We start from the raw sequence: 25,147 nt of genomic DNA, 5'->3' as shown, positions 1-25,147 counted from the left end.
TTATTGGCAAAATTCATTCATGCGTGCGTAGAAGGGTCGGTGGTATTCGTAAAAGGCTTTTAATTTTGGCGACCGATCGAAAGCGTCCATATCGATAGCAGGTTTATCCGGCAGAGCAATGCGTTCACTGTTCTCCGCCGCCACATGCCAACTTCTCCAGGTTTTCCACTGTCGCGGACATTCGCGTTTCCATGTCATGGCGTGGGGCAAAAATTCAATCTGCAAGTAGTCACACAGTTTACGAATGACACGCTCCGGCTCGGCGGCGAGGTCATCGGCATTAATCACATAAGGCACTTTTCCGATGAGTTTGGTGACCACACAAAAAATCTCGTACAAGGCTTTATGCCCGATGGCCTGCACGGGCATATCGGGGTGTACCCGGTGATGGGAAATAATGCTGCTGGCGGGCTCGCGGATAATAAAAATATTGTGTTGTTGCGCCAGGAAGTCCCGGTCAACTTTCAAGTCATCCAGGCAGTGGTAACACATGTCTTTGTGAAACACATTGGTACTTTCCCGGGCCTTGAGCAGTTGCTCTTTTATGCCTTGATACGTGGTGGGCAAACTGTGATCCCATTCATCCGAAGGAATCACTGAATCTGCGGAAAACGCCATATGGGCAAACGGCTCGTGGAAAACCTCAAAATCCCCCCGCTCGATAAACACCCGTTCCAACACCGTGGAACGGGAACGCGGGTGCGCCCACAACCCGACCATCTTGTTCATGCCAGCACCCCGTATTCAGCGGCCAGGATGGCGTTGAGCGAGCGTGCGAAAGGCTTCGCCACCGGACACAGGCGCACGCAGTAGTCGGTCAGGCGCCGATTCGCACTGTTGGCCTCGTTGCAGGCGTTGATAAACGCCTCATGATTGCCAAAGTCGTAGGGCTCGATGCTGTCGATGAAATAGGCTTCGCAGAAGTACGGAATGCGAATGAGCCGGGCGAACGTCTCAGCCGGCGCCTGCTGGGGTTCACAGGCGGGTGCCACCGGTTTGCCGTGGCTTTCACGCTCGATCAGAAACTCCACCACATCCGGCGTCAGGGTGTAGCACGTGGTGGTCAGCCCGGTCTTTTCCAGGTGCCAGCAGTGCTTGTGGCCACGCTCGTCAACGTCGACCTTGATACTGGACAGCAGGGTCTTGACCGGTACCTTCGAGGCCGCGACCAGGGCCTGGATCTGCTGGTAAATCATCAGCTCGGCCCAGCGCATGTCCTCCGGGCCCAGCGCCAGGCCACGCTCGGCGGCCTGCAAGGCGAACTCGGGCTGGCAGGAAAAACGCCCGATCATAAAGGTGATCACATACTTGCAACAGTCGGTGTCGACGCCGTTGCGACGGGCGCTGGCGATGCCCCGCTCTATCGCCTGGATACCGGCCTGGAACTGCGAAACGGTGAAGCAGAACGTGATGTTGACCGAAACGCCTTGGGCCACCAGGTGTTCGATCGTCGCGAAACCCTCCAGGCTGCCCGGCACTTTGACCATCACATTCGCGGCCAGGCGATGCAGCTCCAGGCCCCGCGCGGTCATGCGTTCGCTGCACCGCACATCCGACGGGTCGACCTGGGCGCATAGCCAACCATCGGCCTGAGCCGATTGCACCCACAACGGCTTGAGCATCGAGGCGCCTTCTGCAATCACTTCGTTGTACAGCTGCTTGCGCAATTCCCCGGGAGACAGGCTGGCCAGATTAAAACGCGACGACCAATACTCTTTCTTGTCGAGGATTGCCGCCGTCACCAGCCGGGGGTTGGTGGTCACACTGCTGAAGCCCCAAGGCTGGGAGAGATCCTGCGGCATCAACTGTTCGATATGGGCAGCGGCCGCCGGGTACTTGTCCAACAAATGCTGTTTATACGGTGCGTACACCACGGGCGACGAATCCCACCACACTTCCGAACGTGGATCATTACGTTTAAGTCGCTCTATATAACCCAGTGTGCCCACAACACTTGCTCCTTGAGTAACGTGATCAATGAGGGTCGGTAACTCACGCATATCGGCAAAAGGTAACGCGCCGGCTTCGGCCAATATTCGATGTCGAGACAACGGACCAAAACCCAGGACTTTTATAGTGGCTGCAACGGCGGCTTGAATCCCTGTGACACTGTCTTCAATCACCAGCGCATCACAGGGTTCGACGTTGTAAGTTTCACACGCCGTTAAAAACACCAGCGGATCAGGCTTCCAACGCCCCAATTCATAACAACTGAATATTCGCCCTTCGAAATAAGGTAACAACCCCACAACGCGCAAACACTGTTCGATCTTATTGCGCGGCGCACTCGAGGCTACGCAATAGGGAGTTTCCAGCACTTCCAATACGTCAAGTATCCCATCAGTCGCTTTCACATTAAGCGTCAATGCTTCAAGCGCTCGAACTCGGAAGTCCTCTTCAAACTGAGGGGGCAAACAAATACCCAATAACGGTTCTACTTCGCGCAGGCAATCGGCAATCTTTCTTCCACGAAAGTGCTCAATGAAATACACACTATCCAGTGTCTTGCCGTCCTGTACGTGAGCATTAAGCATGCCGATCAATACAGACAAGGTGATCTCTTCGCTTTGGACGAGTACACCGTCGCAATCGAAAATAACTAACTTAGGCAACGGCGTAGCTCCCTGCTCTGGTAGTTCCCCTATAGCTGCCGATAAACACATAGGCATCTCTTATAGGTGACTCCGCATGACTTCCGAACTACCAGCGGAACGGGTTGAGGTGTGCTTATAAGACACGGGGCAAAAAACCCTGTCAAACGCTTTTTAGCGGTTTTTTAGTATCTTATGGTTATTTTTTATTCTTCTGTTATTCCATTTTTCACCATGGTTGTAGTCGCTAATTTCACACGGCTGAACTTCCGTTACGCGCCGTCAGTCAGCTACTTGAACTCACGAATTCAAGGTCGGGTGGGCAATGCATATCTCGTTGGAGCAACAAGTGGCACTGGTAACAGGCGCCAGTTCCGGTATCGGCGCCGGTGCGGCCAGGGCCCTGGCGCAGGCCGGTGCTGCGGTGGTGCTCAATTACAACAGCCAGGCCGCGCCCGCCGAGGCCTTGGCAGAGCAGATCAACGCCGAGGGCGGCCGGGCGATTGCCATCGGCGCCGACGTGTCGAAAGAAGCCGATGTGGAACGCCTGTTCGCAAAGACCCTCGAGGCGTTCGGCCATCTGGACATCCTGGTGGCCAACTCCGGTATGCAGAAGGACGCCGCCGTGGTCGACATGACCCTCGACGACTGGAACGCCGTGATCGGCGTCAACCTCACCGGCCAGTTCCTCTGTGCCCGGGCGGCGGTACGCCTCTTCAAGCGCCAGGGCATCCGTGAAGGCGTATCCCGCGCCGCCGGCAAAATCATCCACATGAGCTCGGTGCACCAGTTGATCCCCTGGGCCGGGCACGTGAATTACGCGGCGTCCAAGGGCGGCGTTGACATGCTGATGCGCACCCTCGCCCAGGAAGTGAGTGAACAGCGCATCCGTATCAACGGCATTGCGCCGGGGGCGATTCGTACGGCGATCAACCGTGCCGCCACCGAAGGTGCGGCGGAACAGGCGCTGCTCAAGTTGATCCCCTATGGCCGGGTCGGCGATGTGGAGGACGTGGCCAACGCTGTGGTATGGCTGGCCAGTGACGCCTCCGACTACGTGGTCGGCAGCACCCTGTTCATTGATGGCGGCATGAGCCTTTACCCGGAGTTTCGTGACAATGGTTGATTTGAAAAAAGAACCACAAAGCGCCATCGATGCCCACGGCATCATCGGCGACATGCGCAGCGCAGCGCTGGTAAACGATAAAGGCAGCATCGATTTCTTCTGCTGGCCGGAGTTCGACAGCCCGTCGATCTTCTGCTCACTGCTCGACACCCCCGATGCCGGCACGTTCCAACTCACCCCGGACCTGCCCAACGCCCGCCGCGAACAGATCTACCTGCCCGACACCAATGTGCTGCAAACCCGTTGGCTCAGCGATGAAGCCGTGGTGGAAATCACCGACCTGCTGGTCATCAGCGAAGAAATCGACGACGTGCCCCTGCTGATTCGCCGCGTACGCGTAGTCAGCGGCACGGCCACCCTCCATCTGCGCTGCGCCGTGCGCCATGACTATGCGCGCGCGCCCACCGAGACGAGCCTGGATAACGCCAGCGTCTGTTTCAACGCCGATGGCCAGCCGGGCATGCGCCTGTGCGGCAGCCATCCGTTGCAGATCGAAGATAACGCCGCCGTGGCCCGCTTCACCCTGGGTCAGGAAGAAAGCGCCGAGTTCGTACTCGGCGGCCAGGACGATGAGCGTGTGGGCAGTGTCTGCACCGACCTGGCCCTGGCCCACACCTTGAAGTTCTGGCGCGGCTGGATCGCGAAGTCGAACTACCGCGGGCGCTGGCGCGAAATGGTCAACCGCTCGGCCCTGGCCCTCAAGCTGCTGACCTCGCGCAAACACGGCGCAATCATCGCCGCGGCCACCTTCGGCTTGCCGGAAACGCCTGCGGGCGAACGCAACTGGGACTACCGCTACACCTGGATCCGCGACGCCTCGTTTACCGTCTACGCGTTTATGCGCCTGGGTTTTGTCGACGAGGCCAACGCCTATATGCGCTGGCTCAAGGGCCGGGTCAGCGACTGCTGTGGCCAGCCGACCAAGATCCATATCCTCTACGGCATCGACGGCCGCCAGGAGCTGCCCGAAACCACGCTGGAGCACCTCAGCGGCCACGGCGGCGCCAAGCCGGTGCGCGTCGGCAATGGCGCGGTCGACCAGGTCCAGCTGGATATCTATGGCGAGTTGATGGACGCGGTGTACCTGGTCAACAAGTACGGCGAAGCCATCTCCCACGAGGGCTGGAAACACACGGTGGAAGTCGCTGACCAGGTGTGTGAAATCTGGAACCAGAAAGACGTGGGCATCTGGGAAATGCGCGGCGAGCAGCATCACTTCCTGCATTCGCGGCTGATGTGCTGGGTGGCCCTGGACCGTGCGATCCGCCTGGCCTCCAAGCGCTCGTTGCCGGCGCCGTTTGCACGTTGGGACCAGACGCGCCAGGCGATCTATGCCGATATCTGGAGCAACTTCTGGAACGAAGAACGCGGGCATTTCGTGCAGCACATCGGCAGCACCGCCCTGGACGGTTCGATGCTGCTGATGCCGCTGGTGCGTTTTGTCGCCGCCACCGACCCGCGCTGGCTGAGCACGTTGCAGGCGATCCAGAAAAGCCTGGTGCGCGACGGCATGGTCTACCGCTACCGCAACGACGACAACGCGATCGACGGCCTGCAAGGCACCGAAGGCGCATTCGCCGCCTGCTCGTTCTGGTACGTCGAATGCCTGGCCCGCGCCGGGCAGGTGGAGAAGGCCCACCTGGAATTCGAACAACTGCTGCGCTACGCCAACCCGCTGGGCCTGTATGCCGAAGAGTTCGACAGCCAGGCCCGCCACCTGGGCAATACGCCCCAGGCGTTGAGCCATCTGGCGTTGATCAGCGCGGCGACGTTCCTGGACCGCAAGCTCAGTGGCGAGAAGACGACCTGGCAGCCCTGAGGCGCCCTGCCTTTACAGGCAGGGCATCCCGCCATGTCTTTCGACTAGAGTTTCAACACCTGACAGGAGTCCACCATGACCATCACCGCCCCACTCCTCTACGTGCGCACCTCCATGCTCGATGTGGCGTATGAAACCCACGGTCCCATCGACGGCGAGCCTGTGATCCTGCTGCATGGTTTCCCTTACGACCCGCGCGGCTATGACGAGATTGCGCCGGTGCTGGCCGAACGCGGCTACCGGGTGCTGGTGCCGTACCTGCGCGGTTATGGCCCTACGCGGTTTATCAACGCGCAGGTGATGCGCTCCGGCCAACAGGCGGCGCTGGGCAAGGATCTGCTGGATTTCATGGATGCGCTGTCGATCCCGCGCGCCACCCTGGCCGGGTATGACTGGGGCGGGCGCGCGGCGTGTATCGTCGCGGCGCTGTGGCCCGAACGGGTACGCGGGCTGGTGACCGGCGATGGCTATAACATCCAGGACATTGCCAGGTCGCGCCAGCCACGGGCGCCGGCGACGGAGCATCGGTTGTGGTACCAGTTCTACTTCCACACCCCGCGCGGTGTGGACGGGCTGACGGCCAATCGCCGCGAACTGTGTGAGTTGCTGTGGTCGCTGTGGTCGCCGTCCTGGGCCGAAGGGCCGGGGCTGTATGGGCAGACGGCGCCGTCATTCGATAACCCGGATTTTGTCGAGGTGGTGATTCACTCCTATCGCCATCGTTTCATGTATGCGCCTGGCGATCCGGCGCTGGAAGCCATCGAGCAGGCCCTCGCGCGGCAACCGGCGATTGCGGTGCCGAGCATTTCGCTGTGCGGCGCCGATGACGGCGTAGGCCCGCCGTCGCAAGAGGATGACGACGTGGAGCATTTCAGCGCTTTTTACCGGCGGGAGGTGTTGCCCGGTGTGGGCCACAATATTCCCCAGGAAGCACCGCAGGCCACCCTCGACGCCCTGCTTGAATTGCTCGCCTAGGCCACCGGCGAGAACCGCTCGCGGTAGGCCTGGGGCGTCACCGACAAGGCCCGCATAAAGCTGCGGCGCAAGGTTTCTTCGCAGCCGAAACCACACTGCACGGCGATGCGCTTGATCGATGTGGTGCTGTCGGCCAGTTGCCGGCGCGCGCTTTCGACACGGATCAGCTCCACCGCGCGCGCGGGCGTCTGGCCGGTTTCGGCGCGGTAGTGGCGCACGAAGCTGCGCTCGCTCATGCCGGCCTGGGCGGCCAGGGTCGGGATACTCAGGTCGAGGGCCAGATGCTCGGCTATCCAGGCATGCAGCTCGGTGAAACGACTGCCGCCCTTTTGCAGGGACAGGGTCACGCTGAATTGCGACTGGCCGCCGGGGCGTTTCAGGAACACCACCAGGTGCCGCGCCACTTCCAGGGCCACGGCGCGGCCCAGGTCTTCTTCCACCAGGGCCAGGCACAGGTCGATACCAGCGGTCACACCGGCGGAGGTCCACACCGCGCCCTGCTGGATAAAGATCGGGTTGGGCTCCACGGTCAGCGCCGGAAACTTGCGCGCCAGTTCTTCGCAACGGGTCCAGTGGGTGGCGACGCGGCAACCATCGAGCAAGCCACTGGCCGCCAGCAAAAACGCACCGGTGCACACCGACGCCATGCGCCGACTGTGCCGGGCTTTTTCGCGCACCCAATCCACCAGCGCAGGCTTTTCAGCGGCGCCGTACACGCCCCAGCCACCCGCGATCACCAGGGTGTCGCAGGGCTGGTCGACCGCAGGCAACGGCTCGGCCACCAGCGCCAGGCCGGCGGAGGTCATCACCGGGCCGGCCTGGTCGGCGATCACCGTGACCGCGTAAGGCAACGGCACGCCACGCTGGCGCGCCAGGTCATTGGCCGACGCAAACACCTGCAACGGCCCGGTGACGTCGAGCACCTGGGCATTCTCGAAAGCGAGTACGTGAACAATTCTGGGCATGATTGGCGTGATTCGTGGGTTCAATGGCGTATTCGCCAAAGCCTAGGCCGCTAGAGTGAGGTCGTCTACCCCTTTCTCGGAGCTTCATTCATGACCTTGCAGATCGGCTTTCTGTTGTTCCCCGGCATTCAGCAACTGGACCTGACCGGCCCCTACGACGTATTGGGTTCGCTGCCGGACGTGAAACTGCACCTGGTATGGAAGGACCTGGCGCCGGTCACTTCAAGCACGGGCCTGGTGTTCACGCCGACCATGACCTATGCCGACTGCCCGACGCTGGATGTGATCTGCGTGCCCGGTGGTTCCGGCGTGGGCCCATTGATGGAAGACCCGCAGACCCTGGACTTCCTCAAGGCCCAGGCGCAGACCTCGCGCTACGTGACCTCGGTGTGCACCGGCTCGCTGGTGCTCGGCGCAGCGGGGTTGCTGCGCGGGCGCAAGGCGACGACGCACTGGGCCTACCACGACATGCTCGCCCCGCTCGGCGCCATCCCGGTACAGGAGCGCGTGGTGCGTGACGGCAACCTGTTCACCGGCGGTGGCATTACCGCCGGTATCGACTTTGCCCTGGTGCTGGCGGCGGAGTTGTACAGCGAAGCGGCGGCGCAACTGGTGCAGTTGCAGATCGAATACGCGCCGGCACCGCCGTTCGATTCGGGTCGCCCGGACACAGCACCTGCGCATGTGCGGGAAGAAGCCAACAAACGCACCGCCGAATCGCGCAGGGTGCGCGGTGAAATCGTCGCGCGCGCAGCAGCACGGCTGGGCTGAGCCTGTACCTGTGGTGAGCGAGCTTGCTCGCGCTGGGGCGCGAAGCGGCCCCAAGCTTTGGAGGGGCTGCTGCGCAGCCCCGGCGCGAGCAAGCTCGCTCACCACAACAAGCTCGATCACCACAACAAGCTCGTTTGGCCACAGACCGCTTGCTCGCCGCACAATCCCTTCACCTCATGGGGTCAGGCTGGGCGCGACATCACCGCCAGGCGCACCGCCAGCACGCTCAGCACCGTCGCCAAGCCCCATCTCTGTAACCAGGCGCCTCTTGGGCGCCTGGCGAAGAAGCGGCTCAGCACCCCGCCGAAAATGCCCAGCAGCAGGTGAAACACCCCAGCGATCAAGGTCAGCACGCCGCCCAACAGCATCAACTGCACGGCGATGGAGCCGGCCTGCGGCCGTACGAACTGCGGCAAAAACACCACAAAAAACAGCAACGCCTTGGGGTTGAGCAGGCTGTTCAGCATGGCCTGCAGAAATACCCGGCCAAGGGGCACACGGTGCAGGTGGGCAGTATCTGGCCCAGGTTTTTTCTGCAGCGTCTTGAACACCAGCCACAGCAGGTAGACCACACCCGCACAACGGATCACGTCAAAGGATGGCGGCCAACTGGCGACCAACGCCGTCACCCCGCTGGCGGTCAATGCGCTCAGCAGTATGTCGGCCACACCGATGCCCAGGGCCGAGGCCACTCCCCCACGCCAGCCGTGAGTGACGCCATGGCTGATCACAAAGGCCATGTTCGGCCCCGGGGATAACAGCAACAACAGCACAGCACCTGAAAAAACCGCCAGGGTCCCAAGGTCGATCATGCTCAAGCCCTCCACCGGGAAAGCCTGCAGATTAGTGCGTGGGCCCGGAGCGAACAAAAAATTGTGCTGGATACATTGTTCATCGGCAATTGCGAATGGCCACGACCAGCGTCTAGAATGCGAAACATTATCAATTAAGACTGCTGCGCCAGGATGCCCATGTCGAGCGATCACCCACTGGACCTTGCCGCCATCGGCCAGCTTTACCACACCCATCACTCCTGGCTGCGCGGCTGGTTGAGCCGACGCACCGGTTGCCGTGAACGTGCCGCCGACCTCGCGCAGGAAACCTTTGTGCGCCTGCTCAACGCACGCAAACAGCAGGCCGTACTGCAGCCGCGCGCGTACCTGAGCAGCATCGCCCGCAGCTTGATGATCGACCAGTACCGGCGCCGCGAACTGGAGCGCGCCTACCTCGAAAGCCTTGCGCATTTCCCCCAGGCCGACGTGCCGTCGGAAGAAACCCGCCTGCTGATTCTCGACAGCCTGGAACGCATCGACCGCCTGCTCGACCAGCTCAAGCCGCGGGTGCGTGAAGCGTTCCTGCTGGCGCAACTGGACGGCCTGACCTGTGCGCAGATCGCCCTGCGCCTCGGGGTGTCCAAGGCTACGGTGGAGCGTGATCTGTCCAAGGCGCTGCACGCCTGCTATCGGTTGCGCTATGCCGACCTCTGACCCGCGCCTGGTCGACCAGGCTATCCAGTGGATGATCAAGCTGCGTTTCAACGTCGCCGACGACGCCAGCACCGCTGCGTTCGAGCGCTGGCTGCACACCAGCGCCGAACACCAGCAGGTCTGGCAACGGGTGGCGACGATGAATGATGAGTTCAGCCACCTGCCCGCGCAGGTCGGCCGCCACGCCCTGCACGGGGCGCGTCGACGTATCAGCCGGCGTGAAGGGTTGAAGCTGCTCGGCCTGGTGGCCGGTGCGGCCGGCCTGACCTGGTTCGGCCGCGACTACACCCCGCTGCCCGCCTTGATGGCCGACTACCGCACTGCCACCGGCGAACGGCGTTGGGTGGCGTTGAACGACGGCAGCCGCATCCAACTGAACAGCGCCAGCGCACTCGACACGGCGTTTACTCAGGAACGACGCCTGGTGCAGTTGCGCCAGGGTGAAATACTGGTCAATCCCGGTGCCGACACGCGGCCCTTCTGGGTACAGACCCGTGACGGTTACCTGCGCGCCCTCGGCACGCGCTTCCTGGTACGCGAAGAGCCCCAAGGCACCATGCTCGCCGTGCAGCAGGGCACGGTGGCGGTGTTTGCCGACAACCACGCCGCCGGCGCGCGCCAAGTGATCAACCCCGGCGAACAGGTGCTGTTCGACCGCAGTGGCATTCGTTCTCTCGCCTCCAATGGCCTGGACCCTTGGGCCTGGAGCGATGGTGTGATCAGCGCCCGGGACATGCGCCTGGATGCTTTCCTCGCCGAGCTGGGCCGCTACCGCAACGGCCTGCTGCGCTGCAGCGAAGCGGTGGCCGGGTTGCGGGTGTCGGGCACTTATCAGTTGGACGACACCGATGAGGTGCTGGGCCTGGTAGCCCACTCACTCAAGCTCGATGTCACTTACCGCAGCCGCTACTGGGTGACCGTCACCGCCCGCGTTTAACATTCGAAAATAAATGAGGTGAATTCTCATTGCCGCTCGACCTGTAAGGAAAGGCCGATCAACAGGCCGGTTCTGTTCACTTCCTTCAGGAGCATCCAGCGGTCATGCAAGCGTTCCCCTTCCCACGTTCACCCCTCAAGCACGCGGTGCACGCCACCTTGCTCGGCGCCTGCCTGAGCTGCGCAACCGCGCCGCCGTTCGCATGGGCCGAAACGCCGGCCAGCGACACCCAGGCCCGCGACTGGAACATCGCCGCCGGTTCCCTGGCCACCGCACTGGACCAGTTCGCCCGCCAGGCCGGCATCAGCCTGTCGTATGACGCCACCAGCGTCGCCGGCAAGACCAGCCAGGGCCTGAGTGGTCGCCTGGACCGCGAGCAGGCGCTCGGCCAGTTGCTGCGTGGCCAGGGCCTGCAAGCCCAGCGCCAGGGCAACAGTACCTGGCTGCTGTTGCCGCAAGTGGCCGACGGCGGCGCGCTGAACCTGGGCGCCACCACGGTCACCGGTGAGCGGTTGGGCGCCACCACCGATGGCACCGGGGCCTACACCACGGGTGCGGTGACGATCGGCAAGGGCGAACACAGCCTGCGGGAAACGCCGCAATCGGTGAGTGTGATGACCCGCCAATTGATGGATGACCAGAACCTCACCACCATCGATGACGTGATGGAACGCACGCCCGGGATCACCACCTACGAATCGCCCATGGGCGGCAAATATTTTTATTCCCGTGGTTTCAAGATGCTCGGCCAGTACCAGTACGATGGCGTGCCCCTGGACATGGGCAAGGACTACGTGCAGGCCGACAGCTTCAGCGCGAACATGGCGATCTACGACCGCGTGGAAGTGCTCAAGGGCGCGGCCGGCATGCTCAAGGGCGCCGGCACCGCCAGCGGCGCGGTGAACTTCGTGCGCAAGCGGCCCCAGGCCAAGCCCACCACCAGCCTGTCGCTGTCCGCCGGCACCTGGGACAACTACCGCGCCGACGTCGACACCGGCGGCCCGCTGAATGACAGCGGTACGGTGCGCGGCCGCGCGGCGATCAGCCAACAGAATCGCGGTTCCTACATGGACATTTCCAAGCGCCAGGACCAGGCGTTCTATGGCGCCCTGGATGTCGATCTCAGCGCCGACACCACCCTGGGCTTCGGCGCCAGCCATGAAGACGTCGACGCCACACCGTGCTGGGGCGGCCTGCCGCGCTATGCCGACGGCAAAAGCGCCCACCTCAGCCGCTCCACCTGCCTGGGCCAATCCTGGAACGACTGGCAAAGCCGGCGCACCACCTTCTTCGCCGACCTCACCCATCACTTCAACGATGACTGGAAACTCAAGGTTGCGGCCGTGCACAGCCGCAACCTGCAAGACACCAAATACGCCGCCAGCGAAGGCACCATTGCCTACGGCAACCCGACGCCTACGGCCAACTCCTATGCGGCGCTGATGGACTACGACCACAAGGACTTCGGCCTCGACGCCTATGTGGACGGCAAGTTCGAAGCCTTCGGGCTGGAACACGAACTGATCCTCGGTGCCAATGGCAGCCGTGGTACCCAGGACGATGTGTACGCGATCCAGAACCTGCCCAGGCGCCAAGGCATCTACCAACCCGACCACCATTTCCCGGAGCCGGCCAACAGCACCTTCTGGCCGAACATGTATCGCGGCGGCACGGTGAAGGAAACCGCCACCCAGTACGGCGCCTACACCACCTTGCGCCTGCGCCTGGCCGAGCCGTTGATGTTTATCGTAGGCAGCCGCGTGAGCTGGTACGAGAACCGTCGCCAGTCCAACAACCTGGCCTGGGGCGAGTGGGCCTTGCAGGATGCCCGCACCCGGGAAACCGGTGAAGTGACGCCGTTTGCCGCACTGATCTACGACCTCAACGAGCACCTGTCGGTGTACGCCAGCTACGCGGATATCTTCCAGCCGCAAAGTTCCTATGCCACGCTCGATGGCGCCGCGCTCAAGCCGAAGATCGGTGACAACTACGAGCTGGGTATCAAGGGCGAATGGTTCGACGGGCGCCTCAACAGCTCCCTGGCGCTGTTCCGCGCCGTCGAGAAAAACGCGGCCGAATCCGACTACATCGCCCAGTGCCCGACCTCCGCCGACGGCTATTGCTACACCGACAGCGGCAAGGTGCGCGCCCAAGGGGTGGAGGCGGAAATCAGCGGTGAAGTGCTCGAGCGCCTGCAGGTATCCGGCGGCTACACCTACACCCAGACCAAGTCCCTGAAGAACATCGATACCGCCCTGGAGGGCGGTACGTCCAACACCTACGTACCTCGACACATGCTGCGCATGTGGGGCGACTACCAGCTCGACGGCGCCCTGTCGAAATGGAGCGTGGGCACCGGCGTCAACGCCCAGAGCAGCAATTACCGCGTGCAGACCATCAAGCTCGAACAGGCCGGTTACGCAACCTGGAGTGCCCGTGTGGCGTACCGTATCGACGACACTTGGACCGTCGCACTCAACGGCAACAATCTATTCGATAAAAGCTACTACAACACTGTCGGAACAGCCTCCTGGGGCAACTTTTATGGCGAACCGCGAAATTTTACGGTGAGTTTGAAAGGCAACTTCTGATCTGGCGAAAGTCCCGCAGGCAGGGCACTTCGTGCGCCCTGCCAACCCCTCTTTGTCCCCCCTTCCTACCGCCTTTGAAAAAAGGTTTTTCCTTTATGCAGGAAAAATCCTGCATTTGTTTCTACACTCAAAAACACACCCAATCACCGCGTACCCGGACAAGGAATGTCAATAAAATGCCGAACAAAATACTGATAAACCTGTCTGCCCTGCCATCTCCGCACAACAGTCAATTAATTGACAGATTGATTAAGGTAACACTCCTGTAGTCACTACCCCCGCAAATTCCCTTCAAATGGATAGCTGCATTTGAATTGATAGTTGCGTATTACCCAGAGTAGCCGTAGTTGGAAGTGCTCTCTAAAGCAGTTCGCTGCTTTATTGAACAAACATCCAAACAATAGCTCTGGCGTGCAATGAGGGATGTTTTATGCGAGAGAAGTCGTCCGTCGACAGCCTGTTTTTAACGCGCGCCGGTTTTGTTGAGTTCTTTGTTGTTTTCGTCAAGTTCATACATGGCCTGAGTGCCATTTTGCCCCCGCTGATCCTGGTGATGTTCATCGACCCGATGGACCCCGAACTGCGCGGGCACTTCCTCGGCCTGCTGGTATTTTTCGCGGTCCTGACGATCATTCTGTTCCAGGCCCTGGGCATCTATTCCGAAGAACTGTTCAGCAACCGACTGCGCCTGAAAACCAAGGTGAAGGCATGGTCGGCGGCGTTTTGCATCCTGTTGTTCATGTACCAGATCCTGCAGTTTTTCCCGCAATTGACCCCGCGTAACCTGGTGGCCTGGTACGTCGCCAGCCTCGGGTTGTTCTGCCTTGAGCGCCTGCTGATGCTGCGCCTGTACCGCAGCCTGATGCGCAAGGGCAAATACCTGCAACGTACGGTGATCCTGGGCTTTACCGACACCGCCATGCACGTCGCCGACCACCTGCAACGCAACGGTGATATCCGCTCCGGCCTGATCGGCTTTATCGACGATCGCACCGAGCGGATCCCCAAGGAATTGAGCAACCTGCCCCTGCTGGGCAACACCCGTGAGCTGGAAAAACTCATCCGCGCCGAGCAGGTCAACCAAGTGATGATCTGCCTGCCCTGGGCCGCCGAGCAGCGCATCCACGGGCTGGTCAATCGCCTGCGGCAGATGTCGGTCAACGTGATGCTGGTGCCCGACATGGCCGCCCTGCGCTACGGCCATAGCCGCATCACCGATGTGGGCGGGATCCTGATGTTCAACACCTCGCAATTGCCGTTGCGTGGCTGGTCGCCGGTGATCAAGCGCCTGGAGGATGTGCTGCTGGCCAGCCTGGCCCTGGTGGCGCTGTCCCCTCTGATGGTCGCGACGGCGATTGCGATCAAGCTCGACTCCAAAGGGCCGATCCTGTTTCGCCAGAACCGCTTTGGCTACAACGACAACGAAATCCGCGTGTTCAAGTTCCGCTCGATGTACACCGACCAGAGCGACTTCACCGCCGAACGCCAGACCACCCGCCAGGACCCGCGCATCACCCGGGTGGGACGCATCATCCGCAAGACCAGCATCGACGAGCTGCCGCAATTGTTCAACGTGCTGCTGGGCAACATGTCCATGGTCGGCCCGCGCCCCCATGCCACGGCGACCAAAGCCGCCGGCATACCCTTCGAAGTGGCGGTGAGCGAGTACAGCTCGCGCCACCGCGTGAAACCGGGGATTACCGGCTGGGCGCAGATCAACGGTTACCGGGGTGAGACCGACACCCTGTTCAAGATCCAGAAACGTGTCGAGTACGACCTGGAGTACATCTCCAAGTGGTCGGTGTGGTTTGACCTGTACATCGTTTTCATGACGGTCCCGGCCGTCCTTTCCACCAAGGAAGTCTATTGATGAAGACCCTCAACGGATTAATTCCCTGCATCGTTTCCGGTGGTTCGGGCACTCGACTGTGGCCGGTGTCGCGGCAGAACATGCCCAAGCCGTTCATGCGCATGCGCGATGGCCAGAGCCTGCTGCAAAAAACCTTCCTGCGCGCGGCCAAACTGCCCGGCGTGGAAAGCGTGCTCACGGTGACCAACCGCGACCTGTTGTTTCGTACCCTCGATGACTACCGCGGAGTGAACAACGCCCGCCTGCCCCTGGACCTGCTGCTGGAACCGTTCGGTCGCAACACGGCGGCGGCCATCGCCGTGGCGGCCCTGCATGTGCAGGAGCATTTCGGCGGCGACGCACAGTTACTGGTGATGCCCGCCGACCACCTGATCCTCAATGAAGTGGCGTTCGCCGAGGCCGTGACCCAGGCCCGCGACCTGGCCGAAGCCGGCTACCTGGTGACGTTCGGCATCCAGCCCGACCACCCGGAAACCGGTTTTGGCTATATCGAGCAAGGCGAGGCGCTGAGCCATGGCTACCGGGTCAAACGCTTCGTCGAGAAACCCGACCTGGCCACCGCCCAGGCCTACCTGGACGGCGGCAAGCACCTGTGGAACGCCGGCATGTTCTGCTTCAAGGCCAGCACCCTGGTGGATGAGCTCGCCACCCATGCACCCGACGTGCTGGAGGCCGCATGCGCCGCGCTGGAGCACAGCCAGAGCCTGCAGAACACAACCTCGCGCCAACGTGAACTGGATGCGGATGCGTTCGGCAGTGCGCCGGATATTTCCATCGACGTGGCCTTGATGGAAAAGTCCCGGCAAGTGGCCGTGGTGCCCTGTGACATTGGCTGGAGCGACATCGGGTCCTGGGAAGCGCTGCGCCAGCTCACCCCCAGCGACGCCCATGGCAACCAGGTCAATGGCGAAGCGATTTTGCATGACGTGCACAACTGCTACATCGACTCGCCCAAGCGCGTGTTGGGCGCCGTGGGGGTGCGCGACCTGATCATCGTGGATACCCCCGACGCACTGCTGATCGCCGATGCCCACCGCAGCCAGGATGTGCGCCATATCGTCGCCGAGCTCAAGCGCCAGAACCATCCGGCGTACAGCCTGCACCGCACGGTGACCCGGCCGTGGGGCACCTACACCGTGCTGGAAGAAAGCAGCCGCTTCAAGATCAAGCGCATCGTGGTCAAGCCGCTGGCCTCGCTGTCGTTGCAGATGCACCATCACCGCAGCGAGCACTGGGTGGTGGTCAGCGGCGCGGCACAGATCACCAATGGCGACCGCGAGTTCCTGATCAACGCCAACGAGTCCACCTACATTCCCGCCGGGCACAAACACCGGCTGACCAACCCCGGCATCATCGACCTGGTGATGATCGAAGTGCAGAGCGGCGAGTACCTGGGCGAAGACGACATCGTGCGCTTCGACGACATCTACGGCCGCGCGCCTGCCGAGGCGAAGAAATGACATGCGCACTTCATTGATCATCCCCACCCGTAACGCCTCCAGCCACCTGGCACGCCTGCTGCCTGCGCTGAAGATGCAAACCCTGCAACCTGACGAGATGCTGGTGGTGGACAGCGCCTCCAGCGATGACACCGTGGCGCGCTTTCGAGCGTTCGGCGCGCGGGTCGAGGTGATCGACGCCCGTGACTTCAACCACGGCGGCACCCGCCGCTGGGCCAGCGAACAGGTGGGTGGCGACGCGCTGATCGTGATGACCCAGGACGCCATCCCGGCAACGCCCGAGACCTTTGCCAACCTGCTCGATGAATTGCAGCAGGACCCGCTCAACGGCGTCGCCTACGGGCGGCAATTGCCCCACCCCGATGCGGGCTTGCTGGGCGCGCAATCGCGGCACTTCAACTACCCGGAACACAGCCGCAGCAAAAGCCTGGCCGATGCACCGGAGCTTGGGATCAAGACCTGCTTCAGCTCCGACTCGTTTTCGGTGTACCGGCGCAGTGTGTTGCAGGCCGTTGGTGGCTTCCCTGCCGACGTGATCGGCAGCGAAGACGCCTTTGTGGCCGCACGCATGCTGCTCGACGGCTACAAGGTGCGCTATGCCGCCACCGCGCTGGTGCATCACTCCCACGATTACAAACTCATGGACGAGTTTCACCGCTACTTCGACATTGGCGTGTTCTACGGCCGCGAGCCGTGGATCAAGCAGGCCTTTGGCGACGCGGGTGGCGAGGGCAAACGCTATGTGCTGGCCGAACTCGCGGCGCTGCGCAAAGCCGGCGCCTTGCACCGCGCGCCCGAGGTGCTGGTGCGCAGTGCGTTCAAACTGCTCGGTTACCGCCTGGGCCATCTTGAACGCCGCCTGCCGCTCGCCCTCAAGCGGCGCATCAGCATGTTTCCCGGTTATTGGAGGTGAGCAGCATGACCCACAGGAAGTCCCCCTTGATGAAGCGAAGCGTGCTCGCCCTGGCCATGCTGGCCCTGGCCGCCTGCAACACCCCGGCGCGTATCGAGCCACCGGACAGCAAGACCGTCGAGGACGGCAAGCGCGCCCTCGACCAACTGGCCCAGCTGCCACCGGCGGTGGAACGCATCCGTATCGGCGACCAGTTGCGCATCGTCCGCGATGCCGGCGAGATGCCGACGCTGTCGGCGTTCAACGTCAGCACCATCTACGAGCTGACGCTGTACACGGTGCAGACCGACGGCAAGATCAACTACCCGTTCCTGGGACCGATCCAGGTTGCCGGGCGCCAGCCATCGGAGCTGGCCACCCAACTGACCCACGAGCTCGCGGCGACCTACCGCGAACCCCGGGTGACGGTGAACATCAACCAGGCGCCGAGCAACTCGGTGATCGTCGGCGGTGCGGTGAATAACCCCACGGCGGTGCAGATCGCCACGGCCAACACCCTGGAGCAGGCGATTGTCGGCGCCGGCGGGGTCAGCCCGGCGGGCAACGCGAGCATGGTCGCGCTGCTGCGCGAAGATGCCCAGGGCGCCTATCGTGCTTACTTCCTGGACTTCAGCCAGCTCCTCAAGACCGGCGCCAACGGACGCAAGCCGGTACGCCTGCAACGCGGCGACGTGGTGTTCGTGCCCAAGTCCAACGTCGGCGAGCGCATCCAGGGCGTGGACACCTACATGAACCAACTGATCCCGTTCACCAAGTCCATCGGGGTCGGCTACAACTACACGCGCACCAGCGGCGGCAGTAATTAAAGGAGCGACATCCCATGATCGAGATCCGTTCTTTTCGTGATCTGCTACGCCTGTTCTTCATCTTCCGCCACGAGTTCAAACTGGCCGCCATTGCGGCACTGGTGATCATTCTGCTGGGGGCTTTCCTGCTGCCGGCCAAGTACGAATCCACGGCGCGCCTGCTGGTCAAGCCGGGGCGTGATTCGACCTTGCCCATCGAGATCAGCAACCGCCAGGCGCTGGTGATGCCCAGCACCCAGCGCGACCCGATTGTCGACGAAGAGCGCCTGCTCACCGGGCGCCCGATTGTGCGGGCGGTGGCCGAGCACTACCTGGAGGTGATCAGTAACGCACCGCCACCGGAAGGCTTCTGGAAGCGCACCAAGTATTACGTCAAGAGTGGCGTAGGTGCGGTGTTCGATGGCATCCGCGTGGTACTGGAAACTGTCGGCGTGGTGGAAAAAACCACGCCGATGGAACGCCTGGCGGCGGGCCTGGAAAAGAACTTCGAAGTGAGCCACGCGGCCGGCTCCACGGTCATGGACATCAACTTTACCTGGGGCGACCCGGAGATAGCCCAGGCGGTGGTCAAGGATTGGGTCGAGACCTATGTCAACGAACGCACCCAGGCCCTGGGGCGCAAGAGCCTGTACGTCTTCTATGAAGGCCAGGTCGCCACCAGCGCCACCGAGATCCAGAGCTACAAGCAACAGATCCTCACGCACCTGAACCAGATCGGCGCGGCGAGCATCACCGATCGCCTGGAAGACTTGTCCGAGCGCATCAACGTGCTGCGGGGCGAAACGTTCAACACCACGCGCCTGATCGCCTCCTCCGACAGCGCCATACAGAGCACCCGCACCCAGCTCAAGAGCCAGCCCAAGGAAGTCACCACGGTGCGCCAGATCGCACTGAACCCCCAGCAGCAGGACCTGCGCCGCCTGCTGAACCAGAAGCTGCTGGAAAAGGCCGACATGATGCGCACCTACACGGACAACGCGCCGCCGGTCAAAGCCCTGGATGCGTCGATCCGCGCAATGCAGGCCCATGTCGCGAGTGAAAGCAACACCGTGCAAAGCTCGGAAAACCGCGCGCCCAATACCCTGGAAATCCACTTGCAGCGAGTACTGCTGGATGAGTCGAGCAACAACCTCGCGCTGCGTACCCAACTGACTCAACAACAGAAACAACTGGCCAACCTCGAAGCCCAGCGCAAGCAAGCCCTGGAGATCGAACCGGAACTGACACGCCTCGCCCGGGAGCTGGGCGCCGCCGAACGCAACTACGCGTTGTATGTGGACAACCTGGAGAAATCACGCATCGACCGTGAACTGGATAACAGCCAGATCAGCAACATCGCGGTGATCGAAGAGGCCACCCTGAACCCCGGCCGCATCTTCCCCAAAACCCTGGTGATGCTGGTGCTGGCGGTCCCATTCGCCGTCGTCGTCGGCCTGCTGGTGATTTACCTGTGCTACCTGCTCGACCAGCGCATCCACGATGGCGGCCTGGCGGAACGCAAGTTCGGCCTGCCGCTGTGGACCACCTTGCCCGAGCTGGACACCAGCACCGCCCAAAGCACCAACGCGTTCAATGCGAGCATCTACCGGCTGTACGGGTTGCTGCAGTTGGAGCGCATCGCCGAGCAGGGCCTGACCCTGGGGCTGACCTCGGCACGTCACGGCGAAGGGGTGACCTTTGTGGTGGAACAACTGCGTCAGTTGCTGCAGGAAAACGGTATCAACGTGCGTGTGGGCGGCGCCGAACCGGCGGCGCCAGGTGAAGTGGTGCTGCTGGACGCCTCGGCGCTGCTGGATAACCGCGATGCGTTTATCAACCTGCGTCGGGCCGACCTGATCGGGCTGGTGGTGGAAGCGCAGAAGAGCACGGTGCCGGTGGTGGAGCACGCGCTGTCGATCCTCAACACCGCGTTCGGCAAGGTCGACGGCATCATCATCAACCGGCGCAAATTCGAAGTGCCGGCCAAGGTGCTGAAAACCATCGCCAAGTACCGAGGGGCATTCTGATGCGCGTCGCCCTGCTCGCCCCGTTGCCGCCGGAGAAAAATGGCATCGCCGACTACGCGAACCATTTCCGCAGGGCACTGGAACAACTGGAGGTGACGGTGCTGACGCCGTTGGCCGGGGTGGCGGGCAACAGCGATGCGATCAAACAGGCCATCGGTGGGTTCGACTGGCACAGCGTGGACCTGGTCCACGCCGAGCTGGGCGGCGGACGGCTGGGGGAATTCCTGGCCCTGCGCGAATTGCGCAAGGCCTACCCGGCACTGCCCTTGACCGCCACGGTGCACGATCCGGAACGCATCGTCTGGCGGCGTGAGCGCTTGCCATTCCCGTTGAACCTGCTGGAGCGCTTGCCCAGCCCGATGCCACAGGCCGCAGTGGTGCTGGCCGATCCGCTGACCTTGCGTGAAGAGCGCCTGGTCGCCGCCGGCTTGACCCGCTTGATCACCCTCACCCGCCTGGGCGCCGAGTGCCTGGGCCAACGCATGCAACTGCCGGCGGGGAAAGTCGCGGTGATCCACCATGCCAACCTGGCGATTCCATCGGCGCCGTTGCCGCCCCTGGATACGCTGCGCCTGCTGTACTTCGGGTTTATCTACCGGGGTAAAGGCATCGAAGACCTGTTAGAGGCCCTGGCCGGCGTATTCAAGCAGGCCCCCGAATTGCGTGAGCGTGTGCGCCTGACCCTGGCCGGTGGCACCGCCGCCGAAATGGCGTTTGGCGCAGGCGGCAACTACCTGGAGCAGTTGAACCGCCAGATCGCCGAACTCGGCCTGGCGGATGCCATCGACTGGCAGCTGAACCTGCCGGCCGACGAGATTGCCCAGACCATCCAGGCCCACCATGTGATGGTACTGCCCTATCGCGAATCGAAAAAACTCGGCCTGCTCGGGCGCCAACGCGGGACCAGTGGCGCGCTGTCCTGGGCTGCCGCCTGCGGGCGTGGGGCGATTACCTCCGACGCTCGCGCGTTTGCCGAGGAAGTCGCCAGCGGCAACGGTGCCCTCTACCCCGAAGGCGATGTGGATGCCCTCAGCGCGCAACTGCTGCGCCTGGCGCGCACGCCGCTGCTGGCCCGGGACTGGGCCAAACGCGCCGGCGAAATCGGCCGCGAGCGCTTATGGCCGTTGACCGCGCAAAAGTTCAAGGCACTGTTTGAGCAAGCCATCGAGGGCAGCCACCATGGCGCGTAAACGCACCTACGTCGCCACCCTGGTTGTGGTCGCCGCCCTGGGCCTGACCGCGTTTTTGTGGGGGCGCCAGGCCGATGCCGAGAGCCATGTGCTCAAGGGCAACAAAACCGTGGTGTGGAAGGATTTCCTCGGGGTGAACGCGCAGTTCCTGTGGTTCGCCCCTGAGCGCTATCAGAAGCAGATCGACCGTCTCAAGGCGCTGGGCCTGGAGTGGGTACGCCTGGATTTGCATTGGGACCAGCTGGAGCCGGTCGAAGGGCAGTACCAGGTTGCGACGCTGGATCAGTTGGTGGGCAAACTACAGGACAACCAGCTCAAGTCGGTGTTCTACCTGGTCGGGTCGGCGCCGTTCGCCACCACTGCGCCGGTGGGGGCGCCGTATCAGGACCAGTACCCGCCAAAAGATCCTAACGTGTTCGCCAACCGCATGGCGCTGTTGGCCCAGCGCTACCCCAGTGTTGACGCCTGGCAGGTGTGGAACGAACCGAACCTGCTGGGCTTCTGGCGCCCGGTGGCCGACCCGGCCGGCTACGCCGCACTGCTGACCACCACCGCCGCCGCGTTGCGCGCAATGAACCCGAGCAAACCGGTGGTGGCCGCCGGCATGGCATTCTTCAGCGAAATGCCCAACGGCCAGAGCATGTTTGATGCCCTCGGCGCCCTGGGCGTGGCCAGCCTCAATACCGTCGTCTCGTACCACCCCTATACCCAATTGCCCGAAGGCAACGACCCGGCCAACCTGGACTTTATCGCCAGGACCACCACGCTCAACCAGGCCCTGCGCAGCGGCGGCGTGCAGACCCTGTGGAGCACCGAATGGGGCTGGTCGACCTACACCGGTCCCAAAGACGCCCAGGACATCATCACCCCACAGGCCCAGGCCGATTACGTGGTGCGCCGCCTGGCGCTGATGAGTGCGCTGGATTACGACCGGATCTTCCTGTTTACCCTCAGTGATCTGGACCAGCGCGCCAGTGTGCGGGACCAGTCTTACGGCTTGCTCGACATCGACGCCAACCCCAAGCCGGTCTACACCGCGCTGAAAAATTTCCTCGACGTCAGCGGTCCGACGCTCACCCCCGGCGATCCGCCCAGCGCCGACCAGTTGCCCGACGGCCTGTTCAGCATCGGCTGGACCCGCGCCGACGGGCGCAAGCTATGGTTCTTCTGGGCGGCCGGGGGCGGCAACGCACACCTGCCCAACCTGGCCAGCGCCACCCTGTATGACCCGCTGCGCGGTACGCAAACCCCGGTGAGCGGCACCCACGGGCTGACCGTCAGGGTCAAGCCGAACCTGCAAATTCTGTTATGGGAGTGAGGCCCGCCATGCGCATTTTATGGATCCTGCCCTACTCGCCCTGGCCCGCCACCAGCGGCGGCAAGACCCGCCAGTTCCACCTGCTGCGCAGCCTGGCGGCGCGGGGGCATCGGATCACCTTGCTGCTGCATGACAAGCATCCGGTGTCCCCTGCCGACCGCCAGGTGCTGGAAGCGTTTGTCGAACAGTTGATCATCCTGCCGCGCCGCCCGTTGCGCAGCCTCAAGACCCTGGTGGCGGGGCTGTTTGCCCCCTACCCGCTGCTGGCCAGCGTGAATGGGCTGGCGGGCGAGTTGCAGGACACCTTCAACTGGTTGCTGGGTGAACAGTGGGACGTGGTGCAGATCGAGCACAGCTACAGTTTCCAGCCTTACGAAGATGCGCTGGCGCGTAAATCACAGCCCTTTGTGCTGACCGAACACAATGTGGAATCGGCCCTGGGCGCGGCCACCTACGACCGCTTGCCGCGTTGGTCGCTGCCGTTCATTCGCTACGATCAATGGCGCTATGCCCGCTGGGAACGCCGGGTGATGCGCCAGGCCACGCAGGTGGTGGCGGTCACTCAAAGCGATGCGCACACCCTGGAGAAAATCGCCGGAAAACCCGTGCCGGTGGTGGTCAATGGCGTGGACTGCGATCACTTCGCCGCCGCCCATCCCGACCCGTCGACGTGCCGCGTGCTGTTCCTCGGCAACTATGAATACGCGCCGAACGTGGACGCCATCGAATGGGCCCTGGATGAAATCCTGCCCAAGGTCTGGGCGCGCTGTGCGGATGCGCGCATGAGCGTGTGCGGCTTCGGCATGCCCGGCAGCTGGCGCGAGCGTTGGAAAGACCCGCGTATCGAGTGGCAAGGCTTCGTGCCCAACCTGCTGGACCTGCAATCGAGCTGTTCGGTGTTCCTGGCCCCGTTGCGCCACGGCGGCGGCTCCAAGCTCAAGGTACTCGAAGCCCTGGCCGCCGGCCTGCCGCTGGCCAGCACCGAACAAGGCGTGTCGGGGCTGGACCTGGTGGAAGGCCTGGACTACCTCGGTGGGCAAAGCGCCGACGACCTGGCCGATGCCGTGGTGCGCCTGCTGCAATGCCCTGAAGCCGCCGCGCCCATGGGTGAGGCGGGCCGCGCCTACGTACGCCGCGCCCATGACTGGAGCGTCGCCGCCAGCCAATTGGAGCAGGTGTACGCCACCCTCGTGCCGCTGAGCCAGAGGGAGCCCGCATGCGTATAGGCCTGGATTACCGCACCGTCGGCACCTCGCCGCAATCGGGCATCAGCCGCCAGGTGTATGCGCTGGAAAGCGCCCTGCACACCTTGCCGGGCATTGAACTTGAACGGTTTACCGTGGCACCACTGGGCGATGAAACGCGCCTGCAGGCCCACTGCCCGGCGTGGGGCTGTGCCAAGACCGCCATGCACCAGCCGCAGAATCGTCTGCGTTTTGAGGCCGGTTTTCTGCCGCGCGCCTTGCGCGAGGAGCGTATCGACCTGTACATCAGCACCTTCAACATGGGCCTGCCGTTGCCGCCCAAACCGAAAGGCTTGCGCACGGTGGTGCTGCTGCATGACCTGTTCCAGATCACCCTGGAGAACTACCATGCCAACCGCTTGAAGGCGCTGATCTACAAGACCAGCGATCGCCTGTCGATTACCTACGCGGTGCACAGCGCCGACCGCGTGTGGACGCCGTCGCAATACAGCGCCGATGAAACCGCACGGCTGTTTCCCAAGGCGGTGGGCAAGATTCGTGTGCTGCCCAATCAGGTCGATGGCTTTGCCGGGCTGGTGGCGGACCTGAGCCGGCATCAATTGCCCGAGCGCTACTGGCTGCTGGTGGGCACCCGCGAGTTGCGCAAGAACGTGCCGTTTTTGGTGGACGCCTGGCAGCAGGCGCGGCGCCAATCCCCTTCGGTGCCGGAGTTGGTGCTGGTGGGCAGTTTGGAACACTTGCCCGAAGCCCAGCGCACATTGCCGGGGATTCGCGCCCTGAGTGGCGTGTCGGACGCCGAGTTGCAGGGGCTGTACCGCCAGGCGTCACGCCTGTGGCAGCCGTCCTATGCCGAAGGCTTTGGCCTGCCGGTGATCGAGGCCCTGAGCGTCGGTACGCCGGTGGCGGTGGCCAGCGGCACTTCGCTGGATGAAATCACCCCGCCGTCGGCCCCGCGGTTTTCGCCCACCGATGGCCCGGCGCTGGTGCAATTGATGCTCAGCCTGGGCGCGCGGCCGGATGAAGACTGCGCCGAGCAACGGCGCCTGTGGGCGCAACGTTTCAACCATCATGCTTATCGCCAACGCCTGGCCGAACTGATCGAGGAACTTCAGTGAGA

20 protein-coding genes and 1 pseudogene are annotated in these 25,147 nt (G+C 62.8%); 16 read left to right on the top strand and 5 right to left on the bottom strand.

Annotated features, from left to right (window positions below; genetic code table 11):
- The 3 genes and pseudogenes from BLQ09_RS29555 to BLQ09_RS29545 all read right to left on the bottom strand — a co-directional run.
- Positions 1-729 carry a sulfotransferase-like domain-containing protein gene (locus tag BLQ09_RS29555; RefSeq protein ID WP_027603117.1) on the bottom strand — a complete coding sequence of 243 codons (729 nt, stop codon included), beginning with the start codon at positions 727-729 and terminating at the stop codon, positions 1-3.
- Positions 726-1,949: a transaldolase family protein gene (locus tag BLQ09_RS29550; RefSeq protein ID WP_043293199.1), complete on the bottom strand. Its 1,224-nt coding sequence runs from the start codon at positions 1,947-1,949 to the stop codon at positions 726-728. The genes BLQ09_RS29555 and BLQ09_RS29550 overlap by 4 nt, the downstream gene beginning before the upstream one ends.
- A 123-nt stretch (positions 1,950-2,072) precedes the next feature.
- A pseudogene (locus BLQ09_RS29545) lies at positions 2,073-2,663 on the bottom strand (HAD family hydrolase); the annotation flags it as partial.
- A 253-nt stretch (positions 2,664-2,916) separates the two neighbouring features.
- On the opposite strand from BLQ09_RS29545, the gene BLQ09_RS29540 reads away from it, so the two are divergent.
- From BLQ09_RS29540 to BLQ09_RS29530, 3 genes are all read left to right on the top strand, one after another.
- A complete protein-coding gene (locus tag BLQ09_RS29540) occupies positions 2,917-3,717 on the top strand; it encodes a glucose 1-dehydrogenase (RefSeq protein WP_027603115.1) in 801 nt (266 codons plus the stop codon).
- Complete coding sequence (locus tag BLQ09_RS29535) at positions 3,710-5,536, top strand: glycoside hydrolase family 15 protein (protein WP_027603114.1); 1,827 nt, start codon at positions 3,710-3,712, stop codon at positions 5,534-5,536. The genes BLQ09_RS29540 and BLQ09_RS29535 overlap by 8 nt, the downstream gene beginning before the upstream one ends.
- Positions 5,537-5,611: 75 nt before the next feature.
- Positions 5,612-6,511 (top strand): alpha/beta fold hydrolase, encoded by a 900-nt coding sequence (locus BLQ09_RS29530; protein WP_027603113.1) that lies wholly within the window; start codon positions 5,612-5,614, stop codon positions 6,509-6,511.
- Here BLQ09_RS29530 and BLQ09_RS29525 read toward each other — a convergent pair.
- Positions 6,508-7,476 (bottom strand): GlxA family transcriptional regulator, encoded by a 969-nt coding sequence (locus tag BLQ09_RS29525; RefSeq protein WP_027603112.1) that lies wholly within the window; start codon positions 7,474-7,476, stop codon positions 6,508-6,510. The genes BLQ09_RS29530 and BLQ09_RS29525 overlap by 4 nt on opposite strands.
- A 90-nt stretch (positions 7,477-7,566) precedes the next feature.
- Between BLQ09_RS29525 and inhA the strand changes: the two genes are divergently transcribed.
- Positions 7,567-8,247, top strand: a complete 681-nt coding sequence (gene inhA / locus BLQ09_RS29520) for an isonitrile hydratase (protein WP_027603111.1) — start codon at positions 7,567-7,569, stop codon at positions 8,245-8,247.
- A 182-nt stretch (positions 8,248-8,429) separates the two neighbouring features.
- Here inhA and BLQ09_RS29515 read toward each other — a convergent pair whose 3' ends face one another.
- A complete protein-coding gene (locus BLQ09_RS29515) occupies positions 8,430-9,059 on the bottom strand; it encodes a LysE family translocator (protein ID WP_092359594.1) in 630 nt (209 codons plus the stop codon).
- 159 nt (positions 9,060-9,218) lie between these two features.
- On the opposite strand from BLQ09_RS29515, the gene BLQ09_RS29510 reads away from it, so the two are divergent.
- The 12 genes from BLQ09_RS29510 (at position 9,219) to BLQ09_RS29455 (ending at position 25,145) form a co-directional block, all read left to right on the top strand.
- Positions 9,219-9,734, top strand: coding sequence for a sigma-70 family RNA polymerase sigma factor (locus BLQ09_RS29510; protein WP_092359592.1), 516 nt, complete (start codon positions 9,219-9,221; stop codon positions 9,732-9,734).
- The gene (locus tag BLQ09_RS29505) at positions 9,721-10,671 is read left to right on the top strand and encodes a FecR domain-containing protein (RefSeq protein ID WP_092359590.1); all 951 of its coding nucleotides are present in this window, start codon (positions 9,721-9,723) and stop codon (positions 10,669-10,671) included. Before BLQ09_RS29510 ends, BLQ09_RS29505 begins: the two co-directional genes overlap by 14 nt.
- A 104-nt stretch (positions 10,672-10,775) precedes the next feature.
- The gene (locus BLQ09_RS29500) at positions 10,776-13,262 is read left to right on the top strand and encodes a TonB-dependent siderophore receptor (protein WP_092359588.1); all 2,487 of its coding nucleotides are present in this window, start codon (positions 10,776-10,778) and stop codon (positions 13,260-13,262) included.
- A 430-nt stretch (positions 13,263-13,692) separates the two neighbouring features.
- On the top strand, positions 13,693-15,132 hold the full coding sequence (locus BLQ09_RS29495; protein ID WP_027603106.1) for an undecaprenyl-phosphate glucose phosphotransferase: 1,440 nt from the start codon (positions 13,693-13,695) through the stop codon (positions 15,130-15,132).
- Entirely contained in the window at positions 15,132-16,592 is a 1,461-nt protein-coding gene (locus BLQ09_RS29490; protein ID WP_027603105.1) for a mannose-1-phosphate guanylyltransferase/mannose-6-phosphate isomerase, read from the top strand. Before BLQ09_RS29495 ends, BLQ09_RS29490 begins: the two co-directional genes overlap by 1 nt.
- Before the next feature lies 1 nt (position 16,593).
- The gene (locus BLQ09_RS29485; protein ID WP_027603104.1) at positions 16,594-17,505 is read left to right on the top strand and encodes a glycosyltransferase family 2 protein; all 912 of its coding nucleotides are present in this window, start codon (positions 16,594-16,596) and stop codon (positions 17,503-17,505) included.
- A 29-nt stretch (positions 17,506-17,534) separates the two neighbouring features.
- Entirely contained in the window at positions 17,535-18,311 is a 777-nt protein-coding gene (locus BLQ09_RS29480; protein WP_027603103.1) for a polysaccharide biosynthesis/export family protein, read from the top strand.
- 14 nt (positions 18,312-18,325) lie between these two features.
- Complete coding sequence (locus BLQ09_RS29475; RefSeq protein WP_092359586.1) at positions 18,326-20,317, top strand: GumC family protein; 1,992 nt, start codon at positions 18,326-18,328, stop codon at positions 20,315-20,317.
- Positions 20,317-21,507 carry a glycosyltransferase gene (locus BLQ09_RS29470; RefSeq protein WP_092359584.1) on the top strand — a complete coding sequence of 397 codons (1,191 nt, stop codon included), beginning with the start codon at positions 20,317-20,319 and terminating at the stop codon, positions 21,505-21,507. Before BLQ09_RS29475 ends, BLQ09_RS29470 begins: the two co-directional genes overlap by 1 nt.
- Complete coding sequence (locus BLQ09_RS29465; RefSeq protein ID WP_092359582.1) at positions 21,497-22,825, top strand: GH39 family glycosyl hydrolase; 1,329 nt, start codon at positions 21,497-21,499, stop codon at positions 22,823-22,825. The genes BLQ09_RS29470 and BLQ09_RS29465 overlap by 11 nt, the downstream gene beginning before the upstream one ends.
- An 8-nt stretch (positions 22,826-22,833) precedes the next feature.
- Positions 22,834-24,051 (top strand): glycosyltransferase family 4 protein, encoded by a 1,218-nt coding sequence (locus BLQ09_RS29460; protein WP_092359581.1) that lies wholly within the window; start codon positions 22,834-22,836, stop codon positions 24,049-24,051.
- Positions 24,042-25,145 carry a glycosyltransferase family 4 protein gene (locus tag BLQ09_RS29455; protein WP_027603098.1) on the top strand — a complete coding sequence of 368 codons (1,104 nt, stop codon included), beginning with the start codon at positions 24,042-24,044 and terminating at the stop codon, positions 25,143-25,145. Before BLQ09_RS29460 ends, BLQ09_RS29455 begins: the two co-directional genes overlap by 10 nt.
- The last annotated feature ends 2 nt before the right edge of the window (positions 25,146-25,147 follow it).

The organism is Pseudomonas sp. NFACC25 (assembly GCF_900100935.1).
Taxonomy (GTDB): domain Bacteria; phylum Pseudomonadota; class Gammaproteobacteria; order Pseudomonadales; family Pseudomonadaceae; genus Aquipseudomonas; species Aquipseudomonas marginalis.
Note: the sequence above shows the minus strand (reverse complement) of the source record. Positions and strands in the feature narration are given on the sequence as shown.